Origin of the sequence: Edaphobacter sp., from assembly GCF_028283685.1 — a bacterium.
Lineage (GTDB): Bacteria > Acidobacteriota > Terriglobia > Terriglobales > Acidobacteriaceae > Edaphobacter.
The window spans coordinates 849493-874037 of the sequence record NZ_JAPWKF010000001.1 but is presented as its reverse complement, the minus strand read 5'-3'; the positions used below and the strand labels follow the sequence as shown (position 1 = coordinate 874037).

At 55.2% G+C, this 24545-nt stretch carries 13 protein-coding genes and 1 pseudogene; 7 read left to right on the top strand and 7 right to left on the bottom strand.

All coding sequences use genetic code 11. The features are described 5' to 3' along the window. Positions 1–1812, top strand: coding sequence for an alpha-amylase family glycosyl hydrolase (locus tag PW789_RS03710; RefSeq protein ID WP_299371430.1), 1812 nt, complete (start codon positions 1–3; stop codon positions 1810–1812). Positions 1813–2024: 212 nt separating this feature from the next. Here the strand turns inward: PW789_RS03710 and PW789_RS03705 are convergent, their stop codons facing one another. From PW789_RS03705 to PW789_RS03685, 5 genes and pseudogenes are all read right to left on the bottom strand, one after another. After that, positions 2025–2801, bottom strand: a complete 777-nt coding sequence (locus PW789_RS03705) for a LytTR family DNA-binding domain-containing protein (protein WP_299371427.1) — start codon at positions 2799–2801, stop codon at positions 2025–2027. Further along, entirely contained in the window at positions 2798–3922 is a 1125-nt protein-coding gene (locus PW789_RS03700) for a sensor histidine kinase (RefSeq protein WP_299371424.1), read from the bottom strand. Before PW789_RS03700 ends, PW789_RS03705 begins: the two co-directional genes overlap by 4 nt. Before the next feature lie 94 nt (positions 3923–4016). After that, complete coding sequence (locus PW789_RS03695) at positions 4017–4133, bottom strand: YqcI/YcgG family protein (RefSeq protein ID WP_299371646.1); 117 nt, start codon at positions 4131–4133, stop codon at positions 4017–4019. A 125-nt stretch (positions 4134–4258) separates the two neighbouring features. Then, positions 4259–4741, bottom strand: a pseudogene (locus PW789_RS03690) (YqcI/YcgG family protein); the annotation flags it as partial. Next, positions 4738–5712 carry a sterol desaturase family protein gene (locus PW789_RS03685; protein WP_299371421.1) on the bottom strand — a complete coding sequence of 325 codons (975 nt, stop codon included), beginning with the start codon at positions 5710–5712 and terminating at the stop codon, positions 4738–4740. The pseudogene PW789_RS03690 and the gene PW789_RS03685, both read right to left, overlap by 4 nt. 396 nt (positions 5713–6108) lie before the next feature. Here PW789_RS03685 and PW789_RS03680 point away from each other — a divergent pair, with 396 nt between their 5' ends. Continuing rightward, a complete protein-coding gene (locus tag PW789_RS03680) occupies positions 6109–8838 on the top strand; it encodes a TonB-dependent receptor (protein ID WP_299371418.1) in 2730 nt (909 codons plus the stop codon). Positions 8839–9207: 369 nt separating this feature from the next. On the opposite strand, the gene PW789_RS03675 is transcribed toward PW789_RS03680, so the two are convergent. Both PW789_RS03675 and PW789_RS03670 read right to left on the bottom strand, forming a co-directional pair. Then, positions 9208–12783 carry a TonB-dependent receptor gene (locus PW789_RS03675; RefSeq protein WP_299371415.1) on the bottom strand — a complete coding sequence of 1192 codons (3576 nt, stop codon included), beginning with the start codon at positions 12781–12783 and terminating at the stop codon, positions 9208–9210. Positions 12784–13334: 551 nt separating this feature from the next. After that, on the bottom strand, positions 13335–14636 hold the full coding sequence (locus PW789_RS03670) for a carbohydrate porin (protein ID WP_299371412.1): 1302 nt from the start codon (positions 14634–14636) through the stop codon (positions 13335–13337). A gap of 293 nt (positions 14637–14929) precedes the next feature. Here PW789_RS03670 and PW789_RS03665 point away from each other — a divergent pair, with 293 nt between their 5' ends. From PW789_RS03665 to PW789_RS03645, 5 genes are all read left to right on the top strand, one after another. Next, on the top strand, positions 14930–16867 hold the full coding sequence (locus PW789_RS03665; protein ID WP_299371410.1) for a DNRLRE domain-containing protein: 1938 nt from the start codon (positions 14930–14932) through the stop codon (positions 16865–16867). Between the two features lie 149 nt (positions 16868–17016). Next, the gene (locus PW789_RS03660) at positions 17017–17139 is read left to right on the top strand and encodes a hypothetical protein (RefSeq protein ID WP_299371407.1); all 123 of its coding nucleotides are present in this window, start codon (positions 17017–17019) and stop codon (positions 17137–17139) included. Between the two features lie 31 nt (positions 17140–17170). Beyond that, positions 17171–19132 carry an Ig-like domain repeat protein gene (locus tag PW789_RS03655; protein ID WP_299371404.1) on the top strand — a complete coding sequence of 654 codons (1962 nt, stop codon included), beginning with the start codon at positions 17171–17173 and terminating at the stop codon, positions 19130–19132. A 539-nt stretch (positions 19133–19671) separates the two neighbouring features. Further along, entirely contained in the window at positions 19672–22725 is a 3054-nt protein-coding gene (locus PW789_RS03650) for a TonB-dependent receptor (RefSeq protein WP_299371401.1), read from the top strand. Positions 22726–22952: 227 nt separating this feature from the next. After that, a complete protein-coding gene (locus tag PW789_RS03645; protein ID WP_299371398.1) occupies positions 22953–24512 on the top strand; it encodes a sulfatase-like hydrolase/transferase in 1560 nt (519 codons plus the stop codon). The last annotated feature ends 33 nt before the right edge of the window (positions 24513–24545 follow it).

The window sequence follows — 24545 nt, the reverse complement described above, 5'->3', positions numbered from 1 at the left end:
ATGTCACTTCGTTTCATCGCGGCCGTTGTCTCACTGCTCTCCTGCTGCCTTCCGCTGGTTGCTCAGACACCGCGTATCGACAGGATCGATCCGCCAAACTGGTGGATCAACATGCCTGCTCCGATGCTGCTGGTGAAGGGCGAGAACCTTGCCGGAGCGAAATTCACTGTAGGTAATCTCCCTATCGAACGGACGACGATCTCACAGAATGGCCACTGGGCCGAGCTGTGGCTCAACAAGGATGCCTCAGTCACAGGCAAGGTGGCGGTTCGCGTAGAGACATCGCAAGGCAAGACAGAACATCCCTTCACCTTTGAAGCACGCCACGCAGCGAATGAAGGCTTCGCAGGCTTCTCCTCGCGCGACGTGATGTACCTCATCATGACGGACCGCTTCGCTGACGGAGACCACACGAACGATGGTCCCGATGCGAAGGACTCTGCCGATAGCGCCGCTGCAAAAGCCGAGCGGGCCAACCCGCGCGGCTGGCATGGTGGCGATCTGCGCGGCATCATTGATCACCTCGACTATCTGCAAAAGCTCGGCATCACGACCATATGGATCACGCCTGTTTATCAGAACCACAGCCCTGAGGCGTATCACGGCTATCACGCAACGGATATGTACGCCGTCGACGAACACTTCGGCTCACTCGAGGACCTCAAGGCTCTTAGCAGCGCCGTGCACGCGCGAGGCATGAAACTTGTGCTCGACACGGTGCCGAACCATGTTGGACCGCGCCACCCCTGGGTCGATGACTCGCCTGAGCCTACATGGTTTCACGGCACAAAGGCTAACCACACCGCTGCTGTCATGGACTTTCAGCCGCTCACCGATCCTTATGCGCCGTGGCGTGACAAGCGCGACATCACCGAGGGATGGTTCGTCGATGCTTTGCCGGATAACAACCAGGAGAATCCTGCAGTCGCAAAGTACCTCATCCAGAACGCGATCTGGTGGACGGAAGAGGCCGCACTCGATGGCCTGCGCATCGACACCTTCTCCTACGTCGGTCGAGAGTTCTGGAACCAGTTTCACGCGCAACTGCATTCGCTTTATCCCAGCCTCACGGATGTCGGAGAGGTCTCCAATCCTGCCCCCCAGATAGTCTCCTCCTTCGCCGGTGGCGTGACGCGCGATGGCATCGATACCGGCCTTTGGACTCCACTCGACTTCCCGCTGCAGCATGCCATTGTCGACGCCTTCACTGGTCGGGCTTCCATGCAGGAGCTTGCCAGCATACTCCGCCAGGACTCACTGTATCCGCATCCCGAACGCCTCACATCCTTCATCGACAATCATGATCAGATTCGCTTCGCCAGCGAACCCGGCGGCACGCTGAAGGCGAATAAGCTCGCGATGGCTTTTCTGCTCACCGCGCGCGGTATGCCGCAACTCTACTCAGGGGATGAAATCTATATGCAGGGCTATCAGGATCCAGACAACCGCCGCGATTTTCCTGGCTTTCAGGCTGCGACGCGGACCCCGGATCAAGCGGAAATGTTGAGCTGGACCAGCCAGCTTCTGGCTCTGCGGAGCACAACGCCGGCACTCTCCTCCGGAACCATGCAAGTGCTCTACACATCCCACGACTCCATCGTTTACACACGAGCACAGGGAGCAGAGCGCATCCTGATTGCAATCCGCCGTGGAGAAGAAGACGCAACACTCTATGTCCCTACAGCCCTCACCAACCTGGCTGGATACAAGACAAGTCACCAGCTTTTCGGAGGGGGCACACTTCGGATTGAGGCAGATCGAGTCGCGATCGAGATACCAGCGAATGGGGTGCTTATTGCTGCTATTAGATGAGACCTATCTTGAAGTTGGAATGCCACGTGACCAGAAAGTTCTTTAATTGGCACGCCTTCGCGTTACGTGAACTGAATGCTCTCGCGTTTCATAACCATGGAGTCCGGCAGTTAAAGAGAGGTTGTTTTTTGAAATGACTAAGACGAAGCCTGTGGCTGCGAAGAAGACGGCCTGGAAATAACGAAGGAGTGCGTTTATACTCCCGCTCGCTCTTATCGGTGATGGACGGCGAGCATATTCTGCCACCCCATCTTGCTCATCCTGAGGCGACGTCCATCTAACAAGATAACGGCTCCCTCGGACCGACCTTCCCGGAGTATCTCCGAGACACGGCCCACATTCACGATAACGGATCGGTGGATTCGCACGAAGGTCTTGGGGTCCAGGGTGGTTGCAAGTTCTTTGATCGTCTCCCGGAGCATGTGGCTCCTCGAGCCCACGTGCAAACAGGCATAATAGTCCGCGGCCTCGATCCAATCGATATCCTCGACCTGTATTACGGAGTCTTTACTGCTTCCGTTAGGAACAAGGAGACGTGAAGGATAATTTGTTTTTGATGTCAGGAGATGCTCAAGATTCTCCACTGCCGACATCCATTTATCACGGGAATGGAGAGCAGCACGCGCAGCCATTCTCTCTCGAACCTTCACGAGGGCCGCCCGGAGCCTCTCGAACTCAACCGGCTTCGTGAGATAGTCGAGCGCACTGACTTCAAAGGCCTGGATTGCATACTGGTTATGGGCGGTCACGAATACTGTGATTGGCATGTTTTCGACACCAACCTGCTCGATCACATCGAAACCACCCCGGCCTGGCATCTGGATATCGAGGAACAGGACATCGAACGTGGACTCTTTCAGCCTTTCGATGACCTCTTTGCCTGTCCTGCATTCCGCATCGATCCGCACATCCGTCTCATTGGCGAGCAAATAACGCAGGCGTTCGCGAGCCAACTGTTCATCATCGGCGATTAGTGTTCGTAGATTCATTGCTCATACGGAATTGCGATGGCCACTTCAAATCCGCCACCTTCGAGTACCGTTGTGTTCATCTCAAATCGGTCTTCATAGAAGTGGGTCAGTCGCTCACGCGTATTGCGGAGCCCTATTCCATTGCCAGTGACCGGCGTCTTGGGAATGCTAGCGCCGCTGTCGTACACCCGCATGCGGAGCGTTTTGCCTTCTCGTCGGATCGATGTTTCGATAACGCCCTCGGCTTCACAATGTGCGATGCCATGTCGAATCGCGTTTTCAACAATGGGTTGAAGAAGGAAGCTTGGAACTAATCCATTCATCGCGCTCTGATCGATCTTCATCTCAATGCGAAGCCTGTCCGCAAATCGGATCTGCTCGATAGCCAAATAGTTGTCGATGATCTCCAGCTCTCTTGAAAGAGGAACCTTTTGCGGAGTGGAAGAGGATAGGGTTGTCTTGAGGATGAGGTTGAGATGGGCCAGCATCTGTGCCGCTTCCTGCGATCGGCCGAGTTCCACCAGTGTCGTAATGGCGTTGAGAGTATTGAACAGGAAATGAGGTTCCAACTGCATCTGCAAGGCCTGCAGTTGCGCTGTTGAGAGTTGGCGTTGCAGATCCGAGGAGCGGATTGCTTCACGTTGGGAGCGGATGTGATATTGAATCGCTCCGATCACGCCGAGGATGAATCCATAGATAAGTATCTCCATCCCGAAGCGGTTGAGATTCATCAGTCTCTTCCAGTCGCTTCGCATCACGATAACGCGAATATTTGCTGGAACAATAAAGCAGTTACTCCAAAGGAGTAGCAGATGCGCCCAACCGAGCAGGGGCGCCAGGCCAAGGTGAACCATTAGTTGTCTTGGAGCAAACGTCACCCACGACACATGCTTCTGACTGAGTCTCCAAAGGCTGCTGGCGAGAATCCCCCACCATCCCCACAGAACAAGGCCATAGGTTAGAGAAGGTAGATGTGTGACCGAACGACATTCCTGTGCCGTCACTAATGACAGGATGATTGCGGACGAGGCAATGACAGCATATGCATTTGGCCGGAGGTTCTTCCAGTGGAGGACTGAGGCGGTCTTCTCCGAAAGCTCAGGTTGTCCTGCCAGATCCAAACTGTGAGCGAGTTCCATATAATCCCCCGTCTCTATGACACTATGCTATTTCTGCTATCGCCTCGTTGACTAAACTTTGCAGCGAAACCCGCAAACGGTGCAGCGAGGGGTCCTACCGGCGGAAGGGGCAGCAGCCGGTCTCAGCTTCATTGTCATCCGGGAGCGCATATTGCTTCCACTCTCGGTTCCTCGGATGGCCATAAAAGCCGATATCAGGATGGACTGGCATCTGGTCGTAAGTGAGCATCCGATTGTGAATCCGTCGCCTGACTTCTGAAGTAATAGGTTGCCCTGTCGCGGGTCAAGAAACAGATGGCGTGGTTGAAAGATCAACCCCATTCCCAGACCGAGGTTTCTGCTGCGCCGTCTCTGGTAGGTCGGCGAGGTGCCGACAACGAACATCTCGCAGCCTGCGAACGAAAACTCCCATAACGGATCATCGGGATTCCTGCCACGGTCGGGGCTTGGGTCATGGTCATGGAGATGCTGGAGCGCAGTCCAGAACCGTCTAAGAAATTCTTCATGGGAAACGAGGCGAGAATCGGGTTCAAAAAAAGCGGCAAGACTCGCTCTCTCATGCGGCGGCTCGCCAATAAGCTTCACGAAGCTTGCCACATTTTGAAGCAATTCGCCGGGGTTGTTCTGTGGCACAAAGGTGTAGAGCATTTCCCCACGTGCTTCCGCAGTCTGACCGAAGAAGCATGGATACTGCGTAACGCTGAGCTTCTCACGGTATCGAGTGTAGGCTTCGGTTTCCCAGCCTTCCCCAGGTTTGAAGTTCAGGCTTCCGTTTACGAGCACCCGTTTCGTCCATGTGCTTTGTCCGACTGCAATCATGCTGCTGACCTCGTTGTTACGGAACTTCGTTTGCGGCGCGCGAGACGCATCATTCGGCGAAATCCGGCTCGCTGTTGTTCGACCCAGGAGCCATGAACTAGCGCAGGCTCTGCGCCAGCATCACCGGTTTCGACCGTATCGTCGTTGAAGCGGGCGGTTCCAAAGGCCACATCCCACAGCGATAACGCTGTCCCATAGTTGCAACTACGCCTGCCTGCCGCTTTGAGGGCGTGATGGGTTCGGTGAAAGCGAGGAGAGACGAGGATGTGATTACCAAGCCAGCCGTAGCCGATCGTTGTATTGGCGTGAGAGACACTGCCCAGCAGCCGAAACGTCAGGATGAGGAACGGAAACTGGAGCGACGGAACGCCGATAGCGAGACCTACCGCAATCAGCCAGACATAGGTAATGGCGTCTTCAAGGATGTGAGAGCGATCGTCCGACCAGAACGTCATCTGATCCTCTGCATGGTGAAGCGAATGAACGCCATACCACCAGCCCAACCGGTGCGAGAGGCGATGGCGCCAATAATCAGCTAGGTCCAGAATCACGAAGTTCAGGGCGAAGGTAATGACGGGCCATGTCTGGAGTGCTGGTACTAGTGCCGCGAAGGAAGGTTGGGCGAAGCCGAGATCGCTTAGAGTTCCAGCTATGTGACGATGCAACCAATCGTATTCGAAGAAGGCAATGAGTGGGAAAAGGACAATCCGGACAAAGAACGCGTAGAGGATGTCAGGAGCAATCGGATTTCGTTTCTCCCATCGGGTCAGTGGCCGGATGCATTCGATCGGGGTGCAGAAGGTGAAACTGATGCACAACTCGGTGACGCCGCAGGCCGCAAACAGTATCCATAAGGCTATGGGATGGTTGTATTTCGTTACAGCGTGTGCCGAAAGCATTGACTGGATCGAGTGCAGAGCACACTGCAAGTGACTGCTCAGCCAGTCTCCGACATGTGGCAAAGCGAGCATAAGGTCTTCCGCCTCCCGCAGTTCTCAACCTGCTCCCTAATGACACGCCGCGCCACAGAGATGCAGGGAAAGCCTGCATTCGTGCAGGGAGACAAGGGGAATTGAATATTGGCAGTCTCCAGGCAGGTCTCATGATGGAATTGCTCAGGCTCTTCTCAGCCTCGTATCTCGACGGGTAGAAGACTCCGTATAAGGTAAGACCGGGTACGGGACCAACTCGGTGGCGATCATAAGTAGATACGTCGAGCAGACCAAACTCACTGCAGGAAATGCATCCTTAGCTGCAAATCAATAGATCATTCATAGAAACCCCTTGAAATTGGAACCCAAGGGGACGATATGTTTTGTCTTGGCAGAAGAGTCCATATTCATACATTCGTTACTGTAAGTGTGTGGATGCTATTCACTGCATCCGTCATCGCACAAACATCATGCCCTAATGGCATTCGTATCGAAGGGGCGGTTACCGATCCATCAGGGGCCGTCATTCCAGGTGCCCGCATCCAGACGGATGATGGGCACGAGGTAGTAACCGGTAGCGATGGTGCTTTTCAGCTTCCTTGTGTTTCCAAGGCTTCCACAGAGGTACGAGTCCAGGCAGCGGGATTTACGGCAGTAAGAGCAATGGCAGCAGGCTCTCCTGGAAGTGTCGTGCGTATCTCGTTGCAGATGCCGGTGACGGCCGTACAGACTGATGTACAAGTGAGTGCAGATGAGGCCGTCCCGCTCGACATCTCACAGGGAGCAGGCACGACGTCGCTTACATCAGAGGACATAAGGCAACTCCCTGACGATCCTGATGATCTACTTCAGCAACTTCAGCTATTGGCATCGACCGGAGGGGGTGCTGCCTCTTCTGCAAACGTGGTCGTCGATGGATTTCAAAATGGAAGCGCCATGCCGCCCAAGAGCTCCATCGCTTCGATTCGCGTCAATCCCGATCCCATCTCGCCAGAGTATGAGAGACCGGATGTACAAGGTGGGCGGATCGAGATAACAACGAAGCCTGGAGTCGCTTCCTATCATGGTGCATTGTTTCTTACCGATAGCGACGGCAGCTTCAACGCGACGAATCCGTTCTCCGTAACAGCCACTCCCGCGGGGAAAAGACGATATGGATTTGAGCTAAGTGGCCCGATCGTCTCGAAAAAGAGTGGGTTCTCCTTAGCGCTCGAGAAGCGTGATATTGATGAATTCAATGTGGTAAATGCTCTGCAGCTTACACCTGACAACACCCTTGGGCCAGATGGAAACGGAATTCCTCTGCGCCAGACAGTTTCGGCGCCGCAGAGGTTATGGATTGCATCAGGTCGTGCCGACTTTCAGCTCGGCCCGAAAGATATGGCTACCGTTTCGTACGCAGCCAATGTGAATAGCCGTGGAAATCAGGGAGTTGGTGGTTTTACAACGCTCGATGGTGGGTACTCCAGCCGAGTTGCTGAATACGACCTGCGCTTTTCAAATAACTACACCATTAGTGCAAACACGCTGCATGAGACGCGCATCGGATACACGTGGAAGCGCACAGAGCAGGACCCGAACGCAACGTCCCCTTCACTTCAAGTAGCCGGTTATTTCGACAGTGGTGGAGCTGTAGCCCAGAACCTCAACACCAGGGAACGCGATCTGGAGATTGATGATGACGTGATGATTGTGCGTGGGAAACACGAAATCAAGATCGGAGCGCAATCGCTGGGGGTCTTCGTCCACAATTACAATCCCAATACATTCAACGGGGCTTATGTCTTCGGAGGGGGCACGGCCCCGGCATTGGATGCGAACGATGCTGCAAACGGCGGATTGACAACAATCAACCCGCTGGAACAGTATCGGCGCGCCGTGTTGGGACTTCCGGGCGGGAATCCAACAACCTACCAACTCACAACCGGCGACCCAGTTGTCCCATATACGCAATGGCGTTTGGCACTTTTCGCTGAAGATACCATCAAGCTGCGGCCTCGGTTGACGGTTACCGCAGGACTACGCTACAGCTTTCAGACCGCACCAAGTACGTTTCTTAACTTTGGGCCGCGCCTGGGCCTGGCGTGGTCCCCAGACAAAAAATCCAGTTGGACCGTCCATGTCCGGGCCGGTGTATTTAACGTTCATGTAGATAACACGCCGGCGGATCAGGTCTATCGGCTGAATGGAACCAAGCAGCAGCAGGCCACAGTCTATTCTCCTGACTATGCGCATCCATTCCTACCGACGGCGGGATCAGTTCAGGTCAGTTCGCGCTGGCAGTTTCCAAACACATTTGAACAGATTCCTGTAGGCGAGTTGGCTGCGGGAATTGACCGCGATTTAGCTCATCATTGGAAGCCCTCCGTGTGGTTTACCTGGTATGAGGCATGGGGCGATCCAAGAACGGTCAACATCAATGCGCCGCTCGTGCCCGCAAGCACTGGCAATCCTCCTGATCCAATTGCTGCGTTGAATGCCCCGCGGCCAGGATCACCAAATTTGAACATCTTCGAATATCAGAACTCCGCCCACAACCGGGGAAGCGTGTTGTGGGCGGGTATTGAGCAGAAGAGCTACAAGCGCTGGACGCTCAATATAGGGGCATGGAACGTCAATTTCCGTACGGATGGAGCAACTCCCCAATCAACCTACAGCAGTCGTGGTGAAGCTGCGCGGCCCGATTGGCAATCAAGCGGAGCGCTTATTGAGAATGATCTCAAGCTACCCTACAAGCTGACTCTGTCGACGCAGACCTATTGGCACTACGGTCGGCCATACAACCTGACCACGGGAACCGATGCGAATGGAGATGGTACCTTCAATGACCGGCCATCCTTCGCTTCTACCGCTACCGATAGTGGGACTTATGCGACGCCATTTGGTTTGTTGACGGTCAATGCGGTCAACGGAAATGTACCCAGAAACTTCGGTACCATGCCTGTCATTGTGCACATGTACTCCAACCTCAGTAGAGAGTTCGCCTTAGGAGGCAAAGATAAAGAGCACCTCCGAACGCTCACGCTCAACGCTCGAGCGGTCAATCTTCTGAACCATACCAACGTCACTGCGGTTGGGACAGTCGTTTCATCTTCGAGCCTCGGACAGGCTCTCTCCGCGGAAGCAGCACGACGTGTCGAGCTGGGGATGAGGATTGTCTTCTGAGAACGCTACGGATGGCCGAGGCAACCGAATCGGAACGATTACTTGGCGTCAGCGTTCATTTGAGACCGGTTCTATTCTTTTCTATCAAGTTCGTTGAGTGACTCGTCGAATTGTGATGCTGTGCTGCAACTACTAGGGAAGGGAAGAGTTCACGTTATCCGATCTTCCCACTCGGAACCGCTAAACCTGTTTTTCAGTATCCGAACCTATGACTCGAACCATTTTAGGTAATTACTTATATTGCTGAGAATAACGGCTTATACGAAGAGGCATGAATAGGATGCTTTTCGCGTAAACGCAAGCCGCACCGTCCTCCTCCTGCCATCTAGGGCAAGATGAGGAGAACGATGCGACCGGCTAGGACCGTAGTTAAAAGAGAAGTTTGAGGGACATCTGCATCTGCCGTGGAAAGTTCTGCTGGGTGGAACTGATGGTTCCGAAGCCGGACCATGCTCCGGGTTGATTGGGATCGGCGACGCTGGTGCGTACGGGGGCGGTTTGTGGTGAGCTGCTGCTGGGCGCGCCAAAGATGGCCGTATTGGTGACGTTGAAGGTTTCGGCCTTGAACTGGAGTTTGATCGATTCGCGAATGGCAAACTTCTTTTCTACAGCCAGTGCCGTCTGCTGTGCCCAGGGATTGCGTACGAGGGTTGTCCGCGGAAGCTGGGTGGTGGCGGTGTACTCCGGGAAGGATTGGAAGCAGTTGCTTTGTGAGTTGTTGAGGTAGTTCTTGTAGCTGCGCTGGGCGGAACGAATGTTGTAGTTGCCGCAGTTAAAGAGGCTGCCGTTGGGATAGCTGGCTGGCGTTCCAGAGTCGTTCGTGAAGGTCCAATCAAGCTGCCAGTCATTGATGAACTGACCAACGACGCCGTGCGCGTCGCCAAGCAGGTTGCTGCCGCGGCCTACGGGCAGGTTGTAGAGACCGCTGATTGCGAAGTCCCAGGAGCGGTCGTTGCCGTCGATGGCTTTATAGGGCTTGTCGTCGACCAACCCGGTGGCAGCATTGTTGAGGTAATCGGTCGTGCTCATGAGTTTGGACCAGGTAAATGAGCTGAGAATGCTGAGACCTCGACTGAGAGCGTTGCCGCCGGAGAAGCGCTTTTCAAGTTTGGCGAGCAGGGCATCATATCGGCTGGAGCCGGATGCGTTGGTGTAGTTGTAGATGTTTCCATTGAATGCTGGGTAGGGAACCATGAGGTACTTGGCCTGTATGGTGGGATTCTGGCCCATCGCTACAGTAGAGGGAAGCACTCCATAGAAGGGGTTAGGTACCTGCTGATCGAGGTAGTTTGGATTGTTATGGCCACGTTGGAAATCTGCCGCGCTGAGGCCGTTGAGCTGGCGGCTGGCGCGAAGGTGATAGGTGCGAGCACCAAGGTAGGCGACGTTAGCGATGATGCCAAGTGGAAACTGCGTTTCGAAACCGACGGTCCATTGCTGAACGATGGGAATCTTGCGATTGCGGAAGTCGAGCGAGACGCTGGAGCCGACGAGGGTGAGATCACCCTGTGAGTTGCCGGGAGGTGTGACATAGCCGTTAGGAAAGGGAGTTCCGCCGTGGAAGCTGCCAGAGGGGTGCAGCCCCCCGTCAGGCGAAGCATTGTAGGGGGTACTCTGCGTCCAGGCGGAATCTCCCCCGAGCTCGATACCGAGCGCTTTGGAGAGCGTGTAGCCACCGTGGAAGACGAGCATGCGGTTAGGGCTGTAGGAGAGGCCGAGCTTGGGCTGGAAGAAGCCCGTGTTGTTTTCGTAGGCGGAGAGCTTATCGCTGGCAAACTGTATGGTGCCGTTCATCGGATTAGCGATAGCAGCTCCGTTAGGGAGGAGATTTCCCGAGGGGTATTGGATCATGCTGGTGATGGGGTTGACACAGGTGAGGCACATGCCGGCGAGGAGGCGATTATGTCGCTCGGTGGGGGAGAGCTCGGTGTCCCATCGAAGGCCGGCGTTGATGGCGAATTTGTCGGTGACCTTCCAGTCATCCTGCCCAAAGAAGCCAAAGTACTTGTAGGACTCGTACGGTTGATTTTTGTATTGAACGCTGCCGCCGTTGGGGTAGCCGAGGAGAAGATCGGCGATGGCGGAGCCGTCGTTGTTCTGGACGAAGGGGTTCTTCGAGGTGAAGTCGTTACTGCCATTGGCACCGAAGGCGAAGGTCCCGTTCGGCTGTCCGATGCCTCCTGTGACATCGTGGTAGAGAGAAAACTCGCCGCCATAGTGGAGAGTGTGGCGGCCGATAGTGTGCGTCAGCGAAGGGCCGATGTCGTAGGTTTCAAAGATGGAGGGTGAGACAGTGTTGCCGATGACGGAGTTGTAGCCGTCGCCGAAGGTGAACTCGGGAGCGTAGTTTTTGTTCGTTGTGGGGAGCTGCGGCATATTGAGGCCGAGATCCGAGGCGGAGAGAGAAGCTTGGCCTGCGGCGACGGCTCCATTCGGAGAGTTGGTGAAATAACGGTTGAAGGAGACACGAACGTCGGCTACGAGACGATCGTTGAAGGAGTGCGTGAGGTCGAGCACCTGCGTGAGGCTGGAACGATAGTTTTGAACATTTCCTCGCATGGCCGGGCCGGTGAAACCATTTTGGTTGCGGTACTCATTGCCGGCCCACCAGGCGAAGATGCCGTAGAGGCGCGTGCGGTCGGTGAAGCTGTAGTCGACGCGCGCAAGGGGCATGTTGTAGCTGTAGTTATCTTTGCCATTGAAGACAAAGTTGTTGGTATATCCGGGGCGGTTGGGCTCAGGGAAGAGGTTCAACACCGCACGCCCAGTTGGGGTAATACGCGAGGCGGGGATGATGTTGTTGGGGAAGGGGGAGCGCGTGTAGGTGGAGCAGCTGCCGGTGGTTGGAGTGGCGCAGGTTGTGGTGAGCGGGTCGTAGATGCCGGTCTTGTTGACGGAGGCGAGATAACCGCTCAGGTTGACGTTCCCCGAGGCATCGGGTCGCATATCCGCAGTGGGGACGCTGGTGACGACACCGGCAGGAAGGACTTCGCGCCAGCCTTCGTAGCTGAAGAAAAAGTATGCGTTGTGCTTGAGGAAGGGGCCGCCGATGGTGCCTCCGTACTGATGTTGGTTGTGGAAAGGCTTGGACGCTCCCTGCTGGTTGAGCTGGTAGGCATTGGCGTCGAAGATGGAGTTGCGCCAGTAGTCGTAGACGGTTCCGTGGAAGTTAGGAGTTCCGGATTTGAGAATCGTGTTCATGGCGCCACCGCCGACGCGGCCATATTGCGCGTCGAAGGTAATGGTCATGACTTTGAACTCCTGAACTGCGTCGATGGACGGAGAGATGTTCCAGCTGCCTGCGCTGCCGCCGCCCTGCACAGAGATAGGCGCGCCGTTGAGCATGAACTGGTTGTAGGCTCCCTGTTGCCCGTTGATGGAGTAGGAGTTTGATACATCCCAGCCGCGGGTACCGGAGTATCCACCGGCGCCGAATTGTGTCTGTGTGAAACGAACGCCAGGGGTAAGGGACATGAGCATGTAAACCTGGCGCCCGTTGAGGGGAAGGTTCTGAACCTTCTCCGGGTCCATGACGGTTCCGCCGGAGGCATCGGTTGTAGCGAGTTGCATCTGGTCGGTAGTGACGGTAACGACATCGGTGGCGCCGCCCGGCGTAAGCCTGACAGAGAAGTTCAGCTTCTGGCTGATGCTGAGAATCTGGTTGAGATAGACCTCTCTGCGGAAGCCAGGGGCCTGTATGGCGATGGTGTAGGTTCCGGGCTGGACAAGCGGAATAACAAAGTTTCCGTGGCCGTCGGTCTTAATGGTGTAGGTCTGCTGATCACTCCGGGCCTCAATAGAGGCATTGGGAATATCGAACTCTTGGGGATCAGTGACGTGTCCGAGGATGGAACCGCGGTATTCCTGCGCTGTAATGGTGAGGGGAAAGATGCTGAGAAAGAGGAAGAGAATAACGCGAAAAATGTAGCCTGCTTTTGGTGCCAATTCGGGCCTCCTGAAAAGGGGAAGTGAACGTTTTTCAGTACCCGGAAGAGCTCTTAGAAAGATGAAAAGGTACAACTCCGCAAGATTTGTAGCTTACTGAATGAAGTCGCAATTTCTTTATGTTTAAGATCTGCGTCGCTATGCGCGTCTTAATGATTCCGACCACTATAGTGAAAGTGATCGTTTTCTCCAACTCAAGGTGGTAGAACCATTTAGGGCAACGAGCGCGATGGCGGATTCTATGAAAGCAATACCTGAAAGAGATGCCTCTGCATGGAGTGACAGGCAGGTAAGCCGTCGGTCGCCTACGTAGAAATGCACGTGTCCCATACCAGCTCTAGTAGAGCAAGTTTGGAGTCTTGGGCTCCGAGCTTAGCAATCTTGCGCTCCATCTCCAGCGCGGCTAGATCGATCACTTCCGAATAGAAGGGCACGGACCTTGCGAGTTGCGAAACCGCGCGTCGAACTCGCCCGATCCTCGCTGCTGCCGGCAGGCGAAAGAAATGGGCGCTGACTAAAAGATGTTCTTAGGCTGGCTGCCCGCTCGACGATTAGAAAATGATCCGCATTCTTGCACTCAAGAGCGTTGTGACATATTCCTTGCTCGCGTAAGTCGGATGCACGGACACTTCCACGTCAGGACCGAGATCTACGCTCTGCGTCAGCCGAAGGCGATAAAACGACTCAAACACGCTCTCATGATGTTTACCCGCGCTGGGTTCGCTGTAATTGAAGGCAGTGCCGAACATGTCTCCATGTCGCCCGAAGGGATGGACCTGCGTCAAACCGAATGCGGCCACTTCTTTCAGAGATGTTCCGGTATCGGTAGCAAGGGCATATCGCATAAATGGTGCCCAGCCACTGGAAAACTCGTGCTCGACAGAGAAGCCGCCGCCATATCCGCTGCCCTGACTCTTTGTATCGTCACGCCACATGCCGATATGGACGCCCTGGTACCGCTGGCCGAGGGAGCCGGAAAACCAGCCCACTTCGACGGCCTCCATATACTTCCGGTCAACCAGCGTTGCCAGACCCCTGTCCGCCGCTCCTTCTGTATCAACCGCAACAGCATGGATATAAAGATGAGGAGTCGCCTGAAATTCAACCGCTGCGCCTCCAGCGTACGTGCCGTTATAAGCAATTGCAGCATTGCCATCGTTGGCGCCATTTAGGAATTGCGAGGTCTCGTCGTCATTAAACATGCTGAGTGCTATGTGCTGGTTAGGATGAATCTTGCCAATATAAAAGGAAAGCCTCCTGCCAAGCAGGTCTTGTCGCCAGTAGAGGATATTCAAAGTAATTGGTTGCTGAGCACCGCCTCCCTGCAGGCAGTTCAGGGTGAGCCCGGAACCCAGGCCGTTGCTCAGATTGAACTGCTGACTAACGCCAATGTTGGTTCCGGAGCGGACAAGCAGGCTGATGGATCCAGCAGATCCATGGTTCTGATAGGCGCTCCAGGCTCCCGTGAAATCAAGTCTTCCGCTCAGTTGGTTGTGCCGGACAGACTCTGGCGTGACCGTCGCGTACTGATTCAGAAAGGTATATGTCGCCCCTAACTTTAGCCGTTCCGCTTGGGCAGCTCTGTCCGTAAGGCGGTCGATCGGCTGAAAGAGGGCACGGAGTGGATCTGGCTGAATGAGCGGTGTGACATGTATCTTTGACAACGCCTCCGAGTCCACGTCGAGTTGCTGTCTGAGCACGCTGGTCGCTTCTTTTGGCCTGGGTTGATCGATTTGGGCAGATTGACTCGGAGTGCCCGCAGCAGTGGTGACGCTCTGTCCCGCCGCAAAAAAACTCGCTGTGAAGAAAACAGCACGAGAACGCAATTTCTCAATGTGAGTTCCTTTACGCAATGAATACAGGACACTCGCTTCTCGAGCCGGCCTGATTGCTGCGATCGACTAGAAGAGTACAACTGAATTCCCCAGCGGACACTTTGGATTCATATATCAAGACCATTGAGGATGCCCCGGAAGTTGTACGGATTTCGCGATAGGTGTGCTATAGGATTTCGTTGCCACCCGTGAATCTATATTCACTTGCGACGCTAGATAGCGCGCGTGAGTCAGCTTTTCTTTCCTTGTTCTCTGTAATGACACGGTAGTTTCCTGTCCAACTCTATTGTCCTTACCTAGGAGTATGCATTTTGAAGCGATTTGAATTCGTGCAGTCGGTGATCTTTCTTGGCCTATTATTTTTGAGCAGCCATGAAGCCTCTGCCTCGGATGTAACTTTGAGCGGCGATGCAAGTGTAAATTCGGCCCATGCATCCATGGCCTACGGAGCGCTCTCGAACCTGTATGTCGGTAATGGCAACACAACCTTCCTGAAGTTCGATTTGAAGACGTTGCCTTCGGGAACGACCTCGGCACAGGTCTCCCAGGCGATGCTGACGGTCTTTGTGAACCGGGTCAATACCGCGGGCACGGTCACGGTGGCGCCGATCACCTCTGCGTGGAACGAGTACGGTGTCACCTCCGCTACGGCGCCTCCCATTGGAACCTCGTTCGGAAGTCTTGCGGTGACACTGCCCGGCCAATTTGTCTCGGTCGATGTGACCGCGCAGGTGCGGGCTTGGTTGGACGCGGCGGCTACCAATACCGGGTTCGCTCTGTCCTCCAATGCTGCCAACGTTCTCTTCGACAGTAAAGAAAATGATGAGACGGGCCATCCTGCACGGCTCGATGTGACACTGGTCAATCAAGGGCTCCAGGGTATTCAAGGTGTACCCGGCGTTGCTGGTGCCATCGGGCCGCAAGGTCTACAGGGCATTCCAGGGCCGATTGGTCTCGTAGGTCCAGTGGGCGTTGCGGGAGCTACCGGCGCCACGGGCGCTGCCGGAGCCGGGCTGGTCTATCGCAATGTGTATGTTGCCGGAACGGCCTACGCTGTAAACGATGCGGTGACGTTCAACGGGTCAACCTACGTCTCCTTGCAGGATCCAAACGTAGGCCATCAGCCTGATGGCTCACCCACCTTCTGGTCAGTCCTGGCCGCAGCCGGTGCGACCGGTGTTGCTGGCTCTGCCGGTCCCATCGGTCCGCAGGGATCTCAGGGCATTCAAGGCGTCGCTGGCCCTGTGGGGCCGACTGGTCCCACAGGAGCTATAGGAGCGGCTGGTCCGCAAGGCCCCCCGGTCAGCTTTCAGGGCACATGGAGTACCGTCACAAACTATGCTCTCGGTGATGCGGTTTTCTTCAATGGCTCCAGCTATGTCTCACTTGTAGGAGGCAACACTGCGCATCAGCCGAATACAGCTCCGACCTTCTGGTCGCCGCTGGCTCAGCAGGGAGCCGCCGGTGCGGCTGGCACTGCCGGTCCCATCGGTCCGCAAGGCCTACAGGGCATTCAAGGCGTCGTTGGCCCGGCAGGCTCGACCGGAGCCACTGGCGCTGCGGGAGCTGCCGGTGCGACTGGTCCGCAAGGCCCCCCGGTCAACTTTCGAGGCGCATGGAGCACTGCGACGCTCTATTCCGTGGGGGATGCGGTCGCTTTCAACAACTCCAGCTATATCTCACTGGTATCCAACCTGAATGTCCAGCCCGGTACCGACGGTACAGTATGGGCCCTCCTCGCGCAGGCAGGTGCACAAGGTCCGCAGGGTTCAATAGGACCTTATGGGCCGACTGGGGCGACTGGGCCGCAGGGGCCTGTTGGTCCGACAGGACCTGCTGGTGCCAATGGCAGCGGGGTGAATGCCATTACCTTTGCCATGCAGTTCGTAAACCCGGGAACTGCCGGAACCTATTATCTTTCGCCGCTCAACACCAACCCCAATCTGAACTCGAACACGACTCTCGATAGCAACTTTGTGGCTATGCCGGTGGCCTGCACGATGAGCGCACTCAACGTCGGGGTCAATAACTACAACTTTGCGGGTGCTGATACGACAACGCTCACTGTCTTCAAAAATAGCGTTGCTACCGCGATGACCTGTTCCGTGACCACGAACGCGAATGGATCGAGTTGCCAGGATAGGACGCACACCTTCTCTGTTTCTGGAGGCGACAGTATCAGCCTTGTCTTCTCCGAAACCAATATTAATCCGTACAACAGGGTAACGGTCAGCCTGGTCTGCCAGTAGCGGCTGTCTTTGCCTACTGATGACAGGGCAATCGAAAATACCCGCCGGAGCGAAAAGAGACAGCAGGCTGGCTCGCTCGATATGGAGGCCGCAATTGCGACAAAAGGCAGCGGCATAGATTCGGAATGCGGGTGAATATGAGGTTGCAGGTGATGAAGGAAAGCGCGGCTGAAAGGCTCTATCAACGGCTCGACTTCAGGGGCACGGGCGAAGATCCGCTGCGCAGGCAAATGGTCTGGATTGGGCGAGAGTTTGAAAAAGACAAGGAATGATTTGCAGTTCGAGAAGGTGGATATGCCGGAGATGGCAAAAGCAAGCGGGGCGCGCTGGCGGCTATTGATGCGAAAGCACCTGATACCTGGCTTGTCGGCGGTGGCTCTTGTCATTGGATGGGCGGATGGGAGCTTCCCGGTACATGCGCAGGGCGGACTGGTAAACAACGTACAGGCGACAGCGGCTCCTTTGGCTGCTCCCGCGCAAGTCGCATATGACACCGCCGGTAATCTCTATATTGCGGACCTGAACGATAACATTATTCGCAAAGTCGACCTCGCCGGTATGGTGACGACCGTGGCGGGAACAGGGGAGCAGGGCTTTGCAGGCGATGGTGGGCCGGCGACGAGCGCACAGCTTGATTCCCCTGCTGGGGTTACAGTAGATGCTTCCGGGAATCTCTATATTGCCGACACGCACAATCAGCGCGTCCGCAAGATTAGCAATGGAACGATAACGACTATTGCTGGAACCGGTAGTGCAGGCTTCTCTGGAGAGAACGGCGCGGCTGTCTCTGCGCAACTAAGCACTCCCAGCGCCCTTGCACTCGATTCGAGTGGCAATCTTTATATCGCTGACACCGACAACCATCGCATCCGCAAGATCAGCGGCACAACGATTACCACAGTGGCCGGAAATGGAGAACAGGGATTCTCTGGTGATGGGGCAGCAGCAACCGCTGCAGGTATCGATTCTCCCAACGGCGTGGCGGTCGATGCGTCAGGAAGAATTTATATCGGAGACACCCACAATCAGCGAGTCCGCGTTGTTAATACTGCCGGCGTGATTTCAACACTGGCGGGCAACGGCAGCAAGTCCTATGGTGGTGATGGAGGAGCGGCAACCGGCGCTTTACTGGCTCGGCCGCGTGGACTCAGCATCGATGCGGCGGGCAACATCTATATTGCGGACAGTGACAACCATCGCATCCGCCTGGTTGCAACGTCGGGAAACATGACGACGGTGGCCGGTAATGGCTCCCAGGGCTTTGCTGGCGATGGCGGTCCGGCCGTCAATGCAATCCTCGATACGCCTCGTACTCCCGCCGCGCAGGCTTCCGGCACATTTGCTCTCTCCGACACGAACAATCAACTGGTTCGGTGGGTGGGCCTTGACGGCGTGATCCGCACTATAGCAGGCCAGGCTTCAAGCGGCGGTCGGGGAACCCTAACGCTCAACGGAGCATCCTCTATTGCCTGGGGCAGCGGCTCGCTGACGGCGACCTTCAGTAATGCGGGACGCACGGCAACAGGGCAGGTCAGCCTGCTGGATATTAACAGCACTGGATCAACTTCAGTCGGCTCAGCGAGTTTGAGCAACAATGTGGCAACGATCAGCACTGCTACACTCTCGCCCGGAACGCACCGTCTTATCGCAAGCTATGTTGGCGATGCTCTGAACCCTGCGATGACAAGCAGTGTCTTTGTGCTCACGGTTGTTCCGCCGCCCATCTCAGACTTCACCCTCACCGCAACCGGAGCGACGACTCAGTCCGTCAATCCCGGACATACTGCCACCTTCAATTTTTCGATACAGCCACAGGGCGGTGTCCTGAACTCGGAGATTACGCTGACAACTGCAGGCCTGCCCGCAGGAGCGACGGCAGTTCTTACACCTTCAACCATCGCCTCGGGGAGCGGCGCGACTTCATTGAGTCTGGCGATCAAAATGCCAGCACTCAAGGCTGCAGGCCATCTGCCATCAACACCGGCACGAGCCCCCCTGCTTCCGATCAGCGCGGCAGTCTTCCTGCTGCCGCTGTTGCGGAACAAGCATATCCGCGCGAGGTTTGTCCGGACGCAGCACATGTTGTTCAGCCTGTTCTTCCTCTTGATCGCTGGAGCCGCAGCCCTCGGTTTGACTGGCTGCGGCAGTGGCGAGTTCTTCGCACAGGACCCGCAGCATTACACGATTACAGTTACCGCCACCGCCACCGGCGCAGCGAATACAACCTTGCAGCACACGACCACAGTAACGTTGATCGTTCGATAAGAACTTAGAAAGATCATGGATGGAGCAGATTTTAGCGTATGAGACTTGAGCTGTTTTTAGTGTTGGCAGTATTGATGTGAACAGTAGCGGCAGCTTCTGCCAGGCTGTTCCGTCCGTAGCCGACGATCTGGAGTCAACAGTATCGAAGAATTACCCCATCGTGCTTTTCGTCCGAACTCTGGGGACGTCTTAGGCTAATCGAGCACGAAACTTCTGATCATGTCTGAAGACCAAGACTGATGGGCGTGGGCAGCGGTGTTGACAAGCACATTGCGCCAATGTATTTCTCTCTTATGAACGTCGAAACAACCAATACTCAGAGTGCCTCGCTCCGCATGCGCCTTCGCGCCGTGCGCATTGGTTGTTGCCTCTAAGTCCCTTTCACATTTAGGTGCATGATCCGCAGAATCGTCTAAAAGTTCTGCGTCTTTTCGTTCGTATGAAGGCCTAAGCCTTCGCACACGTGTCCTTGCGATTCGTAACGGCGAAATCGTATCTGCACATGAGAAATCCCTGTTTCACGTAAGGAAGGGTGACTTATGCGACGTCGATCTCGCAGCATTGCGTTCTTATTATTTTTTGCTTCTATATTTGTTCGGTTGAGCTATGGCCAAGTGGATGCCGGAACAATATCGGGTGTTGTCTCCGATGCGAATGGCTCCGTGATCAGCGGTGCGACCGTTCGATTGGAAAATGTTGCAGACCATGCAATGGTCACACTCACGACCAATCGCGAAGGGGTTTATAGTGCTCCTTCACTTCATGCAGGGACATACGACATTAGCGCAAATGCGAAAGGCTTTCGGACCATCACGCGGAAGGGCGTGGATCTGCGTGTACAGGACAGGCTCGCGATTGACCTCACGCTTGCCGTAGGGAGCGCCGACACAACAGTTTTCGTTACGTCGACAGAGCCTCCGCTTGAAACCGAAACCTCATCCGTGGGACATGTGGTCGAGCAGGGAACGATCCAGGCTCTTCCGCTGAATGGACGCAACGCGATCCAGCTTGCCACCCTGGCCCCGGGAACTACTCCGGCGCAGCGGACCCAGGAGCGCAATACATTCATATCCAATGGGCAGCGTTCCATTCAAAACAGCTACCTGCTCGATGGAGTGGATAACAAAAATAAGATAGTAGGTTTTGATAATTCCACGGCGCAGTCCGTTGAGCCCATCGTCGACGCAATACAAGAGTTCAAGGTGCAGACGAGCACCTTCTCTGCAGAGTTCGGCCAATCCGCCGGCGCGGTGATCAATGCAACCTTGCGATCTGGCGGGGATCAGTTTCATGGCAGCGTCTTCGAATACATCCGCAATTCGGCAGTAGATGCATCACCGTTCTTTCAACCTGCCCTCACAGCCAAGCCGCAATTTATTCAGAATCAGTTCGGCGCGACGCTAGGAGGCCCTATCTGGAAGAACCACACCTTCTTTTTTGTGGCATGGCAAAGTTCGCGCATCGTCGATGCTGCTCCTCAGCTTGCAAATGTTCCTACACTCGCGCAGCGCAGTGGAATCTTTAGCAAGACGATCTACGATCCAGCAACGACGAGCGCGAAGGGAAGTAGCTATAGTCGCGCGCAGTTTGCGGGCAATCAGATTCCAGCATCACGTTTCGATAGCGTCGCGGCGCGCTTGCTTGCGCTCTATCCTGCCCCCAACCTTACAGGAACGTTCAACTATCTTTCCAACCAGACGGAACGCGTAGATAGCGATCAGTACATCATCCGCCTGGATCACCATCTGAGTGCGAAGGACTCTTTCTTCTCGCACTTTGTTCAGGTGCTTGGCCAAAACACGCTCCCTGCAACGCTCCCTCCGCCCGCCAGCAATCCCAGCATCGTAAAGCCGGAGGCGCACTCTTTTGTTGCCAGCGAAACTCATATCTTCTCGCCGTCTCTGGTGAATGAGGCACGCGTTGGCTATCAGGAGACCCGTGAGCGGCAGAACATCAATAGCCCTCGTCTCTTCGATCAGTTCGGCATCATCGGTGCGCCGAACGACCCAACTGTGAGTGGTCTGCCCACATTTGCAATCTCCGGACTTACGACAGTAGGTTCTACAGGACCGGGAACACTGCTCACCCCCGCGACTGGATCGGGTAATTTACCAATCGATAAGCAGGGCCGAACGATACAGGCCAGTGACAATCTCACCTGGCAGCTTGGGCGTCATTCGCTTAAGTTTGGTGTCGATATGCAACAGGTAACGCTCTACGCAAACTCAACGCTGAATGCGCGGCCTGCATACAATTTCAACGGTTCTTATACACAAGACCCGCAGAACCGCTCGACGACGGGTGATCCATTTGCGGATTTCCTTTTGGGCTACACCAGTTCTTCCACGGTTTCAACACGGTCTTTGAGCGAGAGCAGACAACACATATATCAGGGTTACGTGCAGGATGACTGGAAGGCCACGAAGAAGCTTGCGCTAAATCTCGGTGTTCGTTATGAAGTGCCGTTGCCTTTCTACGAAACTTCAAATCACTATTCAAACCTGATCCTCGAGAACAATTCGCTTCACGGCACGATCCTCGATGCAAGCAACGCTGGACAGGCGGGGTATCGTCGCTCTTTCAGTGACCCTAACTATCGCAACTTCGCGCCACGTGTTGGATTTGCATATCAGATCAACTCTGCAACGGTTCTGCATTCTGCATTCGGCATCTTCTATGGGCGAGACGAGAATGTTCCCGTCGCACGCCGTCCTACTAATAATCCGCCCTACTTTATCCAAACCAGCTATACGTCAGATCAGATCAATCCCGGCATCATTCTGGCAACAGGATTTCCTGCCGATGCGGTGGATCCATCTAATGTAAAAACACCTGCGGTGAATTCTTATCCCAAAGATATGCCGACACCGTATGTCCAGCAGTGGAGTCTGAGCCTCCAGCGTCAGCTTCCAGGTGAGACGGTCGCGCAGGTAAGTTATGTAGGTTCTGGCACGCATCGCCTTTACTACCCATTGCAGATCGACCAGCCCAGGCCAGGTGCAGGAGCCATTCAGGCCCGACGTCCCCTACCGCAGTACAGCGCCGTCTATGAATACGGCCCATTTATAGGTTCGCACTATGGTTCTTTGCAGGCGCAGTTGGAACGGCGCATGTCGCACGGCCTCTACTTTCTCGCTGCATATACGTGGGGTCATTCCATCGATAACGGGTCCAGCCAGGTCGATACTTCTCCGGCACCGCAGGACTCGCAGAATCTTGCGGCGGAACGCGGCAACTCAAACTTCGACGTGAGAAATCGCTTTGTCGCAAGTGCGGTCTACGATCTTCCATTCGGCAAAGGTCGGTCATTCGGCTCCGGATCTCGTCTGGTGAGTGCGCTGTTCGGTGGAATCACGGCAAAGGCAATCTTCTCTGTTCAGGGAGGCATCCCATTTACCCCGACTGAAGCGGTTGACCAGAGCAACACAGGTACAACGGCGCGGCCCCAATCGAGTGGGCAGCGGCAGTCTCGCCGCTGGCCAGCGCAGCTTCACGAAGTGGTTCGACGCCTCGGCATTCCCAACGCCTGCGCAGTATACCTTTGGCAATTCGGGCCGCAATATTCTGCGCGGCCCCGGATTCCACAATCTTGATCTGGCGCTATCGAAAAACTTTTCTCTCTTCGAACGCCTGAACAGCGAGCTACGGATTGAGTCGTTCAATCTGCTCAACACACCGCAGTTTGGACTTCCCAATGCGACACTCGGCCAGCCCACGACTGGCTCCATCTCGACGGTTGTCAATCCTCAGCGCCAGCTTCAGGCCGCTTTGCGTATCGCCTTCTAACCATCCACGATCTTTCAACGATAAGGAGATTTCCATGAGTAACGAAACTACGCGCCGCTCTCTTCTGAAGAGCGCAGCCCTTGCAGGACTCGCAACACTAACAGGCGGCGCTGCCGAGACCGCTTCTGCGCAGGACAATAAGGCGCCAGCACCAAAGATCGCGTGGAAAGCTCCCGCAGCTCAGTCCGGTAACAATCTAAACCTGATCGTTCTGGTGTCTGATACCTTCCGCGCAGACAATCTGGAGGCCTACGGTAGCCAGTGGGTGCAGACGCCACATCTGAATGCCTTCGCAAAGGAAGCTGTTCTCTTTGAGCATGTATATCCCGAAGGTATGCCGACCATACCCATCCGGCGACAGCTCTATACGGGACGCCGCATCCTGCCAACGCACCTCTACTTCCAGCAGGACACCGTTACGATTCCTGGATGGCACCAGCTCTTTATTGAAGACGTTACTCTTTCCGAGACGCTGCGCGCGGCGAACTACAAGACGGCGCTCATCGCCGACCTTCCACATCTCTTCAAGCCCGACCGTAACTTCCATCGCGGTTTTGGTTCCTTCCAATGGATTCGCGGTCAGGAGATTGACGCGCTCGGAACGCCTGGACGCACACCTCTGGATCTATCGCCCTACTATCCAGCGGAGTACATCGACCGTGTGCAGGAGGCGAAGCAATTTGCCCGCGGACAGCAGTTTTCAAAGTTTCTCGAACAGTACACTGCGAACCGCAAAGAATGGACGAAGAATGGAGATTCAATCGTGCAGCAGACGGCGAAGACCGCAATTAACTGGCTCGAAGAGAATCACGCAAGCGGGCCATTCTATCTGCAGGTAGAGGCTTTCGATCCGCATGAGCCATGGGACCCGCCACAACAGTTCCTCGAAAAATATCTAAAAGAACCCACGAAACATTCGTGGCCGGAGCCTCCATATGGCGATGTGAAGGTGCCGGAGGAGGGAGTGAAGCGTCTTCGCGCAAATTACGCAGGTGAAGCCTCAAACGTAGACTATTGGTACGGGCAGGTACTGGAGAAGATCAAGCAGCTTGGACTGTATGACAACTCGATCATCGTGTTCCTGGCAGACCATGGCGCGCTGCTGAATGAGCAGAATCAGTGGGTGAAAGGGCCGGAGAAGCTGCGAAAGCAGGTTACCCACGTTCCATTCCTTGTTCGCCTACCGAAGGGTGAGCACGGAGGAAAACGCATTAGCGGATTCGCACAGACACCGGACGTTGTTCCAACGCTTCTTGGCCGGCTCAATCTGAAACCTTCAGAACGCGTCACAGGAGAGGATCTCTGGACGTACGTCGACGGGGGCAAGCAGAACAACCGCGAGTATGCAGTGTCTGCTTATGGCTGGATCGCGTCCATACGGACCCACGAATGGAACTATTCCGCTGTATGGAACCCTTCGCGCTACACCGGAAACTACACGCCCCAGCTTTACGACGTGCAGAAAGACCCCGAGGAGCTACACAACGTCGCGGACCAACACCCAGCTGTCCTGAAGGAATTGCAGTCAAAGCTGGACGCCTACATCGAATCCGGACGTCATCTTACAAACGGCTCGTTTTCACAGGAACTCTAGCTATGCAGGCCGCGCAAGGCATCTCTTGCGCGG

Bases quoted from the DNA above. Each gene is read 5' to 3' on its own strand.
- PW789_RS03680 (WP_299371418.1), top strand. From the start codon at position 6,109: ATGCTATTCACTGCATCCGTCATCGCACAAACATCATGCCCTAATGGC.
- PW789_RS03685 (WP_299371421.1), bottom strand. From the start codon at position 5,712: ATGCTCGCTTTGCCACATGTCGGAGACTGGCTGAGCAGTCACTTGCAG.
- PW789_RS03705 (WP_299371427.1), bottom strand. From the start codon at position 2,801: ATGAATCTACGAACACTAATCGCCGATGATGAACAGTTGGCTCGCGAA.
- PW789_RS03655 (WP_299371404.1), top strand. From the start codon at position 17,171: ATGGCAAAAGCAAGCGGGGCGCGCTGGCGGCTATTGATGCGAAAGCAC.
- PW789_RS03695 (WP_299371646.1), bottom strand. From the start codon at position 4,133: ATGCCAGTCCATCCTGATATCGGCTTTTATGGCCATCCGAGGAACCGA.
- PW789_RS03710 (WP_299371430.1), top strand. From the start codon at position 1: ATGTCACTTCGTTTCATCGCGGCCGTTGTCTCACTGCTCTCCTGCTGC.
- PW789_RS03700 (WP_299371424.1), bottom strand. From the start codon at position 3,922: ATGGAACTCGCTCACAGTTTGGATCTGGCAGGACAACCTGAGCTTTCG.
- PW789_RS03645 (WP_299371398.1), top strand. From the start codon at position 22,953: ATGAGTAACGAAACTACGCGCCGCTCTCTTCTGAAGAGCGCAGCCCTT.
- PW789_RS03650 (WP_299371401.1), top strand. From the start codon at position 19,672: ATGCGACGTCGATCTCGCAGCATTGCGTTCTTATTATTTTTTGCTTCT.